3 rRNA genes are annotated in these 5,124 nt (G+C 57.2%); all 3 read left to right on the top strand.

Annotated features, from left to right (window positions below):
* Window positions 1-1,431: ribosomal RNA gene (locus BIV28_RS19420) — 16S ribosomal RNA — on the top strand; the annotation flags it as partial.
* 357 nt (window positions 1,432-1,788) lie between these two features.
* Window positions 1,789-4,919, top strand: a 23S ribosomal RNA gene (locus tag BIV28_RS19415).
* A gap of 81 nt (window positions 4,920-5,000) precedes the next feature.
* Window positions 5,001-5,117 (top strand): 5S ribosomal RNA (rrf, locus tag BIV28_RS19410).
* Window positions 5,118-5,124 lie beyond the last annotated feature (7 nt).

Raw genomic sequence — 5,124 nt, 5'->3', positions numbered from 1 at the left:
TGATCAGTGGCGAACGGGTGAGTAACACGTGAGCAACCTGCCCCAGACTCTGGGATAACCCCGGGAAACCGGAGCTAATACCGGATATGACACCAACGGGCATCCGTATGGTGTGGAAAGTTTTTCGGTCTGGGATGGGCTCGCGGCCTATCAGCTTGTTGGTGAGGTAGTGGCTCACCAAGGCGACGACGGGTAGCCGGCCTGAGAGGGCGACCGGCCACACTGGGACTGAGACACGGCCCAGACTCCTACGGGAGGCAGCAGTGGGGAATATTGCACAATGGGCGAAAGCCTGATGCAGCGACGCCGCGTGAGGGATGACGGCCTTCGGGTTGTAAACCTCTTTCAGCAGGGAAGAAGCGCAAGTGACGGTACCTGCAGAAGAAGCACCGGCTAACTACGTGCCAGCAGCCGCGGTAATACGTAGGGTGCGAGCGTTGTCCGGAATTATTGGGCGTAAAGAGCTTGTAGGCGGTTTGTCGCGTCTGCTGTGAAAATCCGGGGCTCAACCCCGGACTTGCAGTGGGTACGGGCAGGCTAGAGTGTGGTAGGGGAGACTGGAATTCCTGGTGTAGCGGTGGAATGCGCAGATATCAGGAGGAACACCGATGGCGAAGGCAGGTCTCTGGGCCACTACTGACGCTGAGAAGCGAAAGCATGGGGAGCGAACAGGATTAGATACCCTGGTAGTCCATGCCGTAAACGTTGGGCGCTAGGTGTGGGACCCATTCCACGGGTTCCGTGCCGCAGCTAACGCATTAAGCGCCCCGCCTGGGGAGTACGGCCGCAAGGCTAAAACTCAAAGGAATTGACGGGGGCCCGCACAAGCGGCGGAGCATGCGGATTAATTCGATGCAACGCGAAGAACCTTACCAAGGCTTGACATACACCGGAATCACTCAGAGATGGGTGCGTCTTCGGACTGGTGTACAGGTGGTGCATGGTTGTCGTCAGCTCGTGTCGTGAGATGTTGGGTTAAGTCCCGCAACGAGCGCAACCCTCGTTCTATGTTGCCAGCACGTGATGGTGGGGACTCATAGGAGACTGCCGGGGTCAACTCGGAGGAAGGTGGGGATGACGTCAAATCATCATGCCCCTTATGTCTTGGGCTTCACGCATGCTACAATGGCCGGTACAAAGGGCTGCGAAACCGCGAGGTGGAGCGAATCCCAAAAAACCGGTCTCAGTTCGGATTGGGGTCTGCAACTCGACCCCATGAAGTCGGAGTCGCTAGTAATCGCAGATCAGCAACGCTGCGGTGAATACGTTCCCGGGCCTTGTACACACCGCCCGTCAAGTCACGAAAGTCGGTAACACCCGAAGCCGGTGGCCCAACCCTTGTGGGGGGAGCCGTCGAAGGTGGGACTGGCGATTGGGACTAAGTCGTAACAAGGTAGCCGTACCGGAAGGTGCGGCTGGATCACCTCCTTTCTAAGGAGCAGTCATTTATGGCAGCCCGGTCTGTCCCCGAGTGTGGGGCAGCGGGTGCTCATGGGTGGAACATCGATTAGTTGGCACCGACCTGGTGCCCGTACACAAGTACAACCCGTCGATCCCGGCTCTGCTGGGGGAGGGAGTGGAACGTGGCGGGTGGTGGGGCGGTGCCTGACACGTTGTTGGGTCCTGAGGGATCAGACCCCCACGCCGGCGAGCAGCTGGTGTGGGTGCCTGTTTCTTCTGGGTGTGGGCCCGCCCGATCCTCACGGATGCCGATGTATGTCGGTGTGGGGTGGTGGTGGGTGCCGGTTGTGTTTTGAGAACTTCACAGTGGACGCGAGCATCTTTGTGGCTCAAGTTTTTAAGGGCACACGGTGGATGCCTTGGCACCAGGAACCGAAGAAGGACGTAGGAATCTGCGATAAGCCTCGGGTAGCCGATAACCAGGCTGTGATCCGAGGATTTCCGAATGGGGAAACCCGGCTGGAGGCAAGTCCAGTCACCCGCACCTGAATATATAGGGTGTGTGGAGGGAACGTGGGGAAGTGAAACATCTCAGTACCCACAGGAAGAGAAAACAACAGTGATTCCGTGAGTAGTGGCGAGCGAAAGCGGATGAGGCTAAACCGGGCGTGTGTGATAGCTGTCAGGCGTTGCATGTCCGGGGTCGTGGGACCTCGCAGCCGGAACTGACATTCTGGCATGGAGTGAGAAATCTGCGTCATAGTCGAAGAGCATTGAATGGCTCGGCATAGAGGGTGCGACCCCCGTAGACGAAATGGTGTGGACTCCAGTGAGGGATCCCAAGTAGCACGGGGCCCGAGAAATCCCGTGTGAATCTGGCAGGACCACCTGCTAAGCCTAAATATTCCCTGGTGACCGATAGCGGACAAGTACCGTGAGGGAAAGGTGAAAAGTACCCCGGGAGGGGAGTGAAATAGATCCTGAAACCGTGTGCCTACAATCCGTTGGAGCCTCCCGCCGTTGGGCGTGTGGGGTGACAGCGTGCCTTTTGAAGAATGAGCCTGCGAGTTAGTGCTCAGTGGCGAGGTTAACCCGTGTGGGGAAGCCGTAGCGAAAGCGAGTCCGAACAGGGCGTTTTAGTCGCTGGGTCTAGACCCGAAGCGGAGTGATCTACCCATGGCCAGGTTGAAGCGCAGGTAAGACTGCGTGGAGGACCGAACCCACTTAGGTTGAAAACTGAGGGGATGAGCTGTGGGTAGGGGTGAAAGGCCAATCAAACTCCGTGATAGCTGGTTCTCCCCGAAATGCATTTAGGTGCAGCGTCACGTGTTTCTTGCCGGAGGTAGAGCTACTGGATAGCCGATGGGCCTCACCAGGTTACTGACGTTAGCCAAACTCCGAATGCCGGTAAGTGAGAGCGTGGCAGTGAGACTGCGGGGGATAAGCTCCGTAGTCGAGAGGGAAACAGCCCAGATCACCAGCTAAGGTCCCTAAGCGTGTGCTAAGTGGGAAAGGATGTGGAGTTGCTGTGACAACCAGGAGGTTGGCTTAGAAGCAGCCACCCTTCAAAGAGTGCGTAATAGCTCACTGGTCAAGTGATTCCGCGCCGACAATGTAGCGGGGCTCAAGCACACCACCGAAGCTGTGGCATTGACATACTGCTCGGCACCGACACCTGCGGGTTCGGTGTCCAGGCGTGTTGATGGGTAGGGGAGCGTCGTGTTGCCAGGGAAGCGGCGGAGTGATCCAGCCGTGGAGGCTACACGAGTGAGAATGCAGGCATGAGTAGCGAATGACGGGCGAGAAACCCGTCCGCCGAATAACCAAGGGTTCCAGGGTCAAGCTAATCTGCCCTGGGTAAGTCGGGACCTAAGGCGAGGCCGACAGGCGTAGTCGATGGACATCCGGTTGATATTCCGGAACCGGCGAAGAACCGCCCATGATGAACCCCGTGATGCTAAGTGCCTGAAACACACCCACCGGGACTTCGGTCCCATCGGGTGTGCGGAGCGCACGACCCGAGCGGGTAGTAGTCAAGCGATGGAGTGACGCAGGAAGGTAGCCTCCGCGTGGCGATGGTTGTCCACGTCCAAGGGTGTAGGGCGCGGTCCAGGCAAATCCGGACCGCATGAAGCCTGAGACCTGATAGTGACCGCGAATGCGGGAAGAGGGTGATCCTATGCTGCCGAGAAAAACTTCTAGCGAGGTTCGAGCCGCCCGTACCCCAAACCGACTCAGGTGGTTAGGTAGAGAATACCAAGGCGATCGAGTGAATCGTGGTTAAGGAATTCGGCAAAATACCCCCGTAACTTCGGGAGAAGGGGGGCCCTGATCGTGACGGAACTTGCTTCCCGAGCGTGATCGGCCGCAGAGACCAGGGAGAAGCGACTGTTTACTAAAAACACAGGTCCGTGCCAAGTCGCAAGACGATGTATACGGACTGACGCCTGCCCGGTGCTGGAACGTTAAGGGGACCGGTTAGCACGCAAGTGCGAAGCTGAGAACTTAAGCGCCAGTAAACGGCGGTGGTAACTATAACCATCCTAAGGTAGCGAAATTCCTTGTCGGGTAAGTTCCGACCTGCACGAATGGCGTAACGACTTCTCCACTGTCTCAACCACGAACTCGGCGAAATTGCACTACGAGTAAAGATGCTCGTTACGCGCAGCAGGACGGAAAGACCCCGGGACCTTTACTACAGCTTGGTATTGGTGTTCGGTACGGCTTGTGTAGGATAGGTGGGAGACTGTGAAGCCGGCACGTCAGTGCTGGTGGAGTCAACGTTGAAATACCACTCTGGTCGTTCTGGATATCTAACCTCGGTCCGTGATCCGGATCAGGGACAGTGCCTGGTGGGTAGTTTAACTGGGGCGGTTGCCTCCTAAAAGGTAACGGAGGCGCCCAAAGGTTCCCTCAGCCTGGTTGGCAATCAGGTGTTGAGTGTAAGTGCACAAGGGAGCTTGACTGTGAGACAGACATGTCGAGCAGGGACGAAAGTCGGGACTAGTGATCCGGCGGTGGCTTGTGGAAGCGCCGTCGCTCAACGGATAAAAGGTACCCCGGGGATAACAGGCTGATCTTGCCCAAGAGTCCATATCGACGGCATGGTTTGGCACCTCGATGTCGGCTCGTCGCATCCTGGGGCTGGAGTAGGTCCCAAGGGTTGGGCTGTTCGCCCATTAAAGCGGTACGCGAGCTGGGTTTAGAACGTCGTGAGACAGTTCGGTCCCTATCCGCTGTGCGCGCAGGAAACTTGAGAAAGGCTGTCCCTAGTACGAGAGGACCGGGATGGACGAACCTCTGGTGTGTCAGTTGTTCCGCCAGGAGCACCGCTGATTAGCTACGTTCGGAAGTGATAACCGCTGAAAGCATCTAAGCGGGAAGCACGTTTCAAGATGAGGTTTCCAGACCCGCGAGGGTGAGAGGCTCCCAGCTAGACGACTGGGTTGATAGGCCGGATGTGGAAGCACAGCAATGTGTGGAGCTGACCGGTACTAATAAGCCGATAACTTGATTCATCAAAGATGCTACGCGTCCACTGTGCAGTTCCCGAGACACAAACGAACTCCCACACTGTTTGTTTGAGATCTCCATAGAGTTTCGGCTGTCATAGCGAAGGGGAAACGCCCGGCTCCATTCCGAACCCGGAAGCTAAGCCCTTCAGCGCCGATGGTACTGCACTGGTGACGGTGTGGGAGAGTAGGACGCAGCCGGACACACATT

It is taken from the genome of Intrasporangium flavum (genome assembly GCF_001956915.1).
Taxonomy (GTDB): Bacteria; Actinomycetota; Actinomycetes; order Actinomycetales; family Dermatophilaceae; genus Monashia; species Monashia flava.
This window is presented reverse-complemented; position numbering and strand designations above follow the sequence as displayed.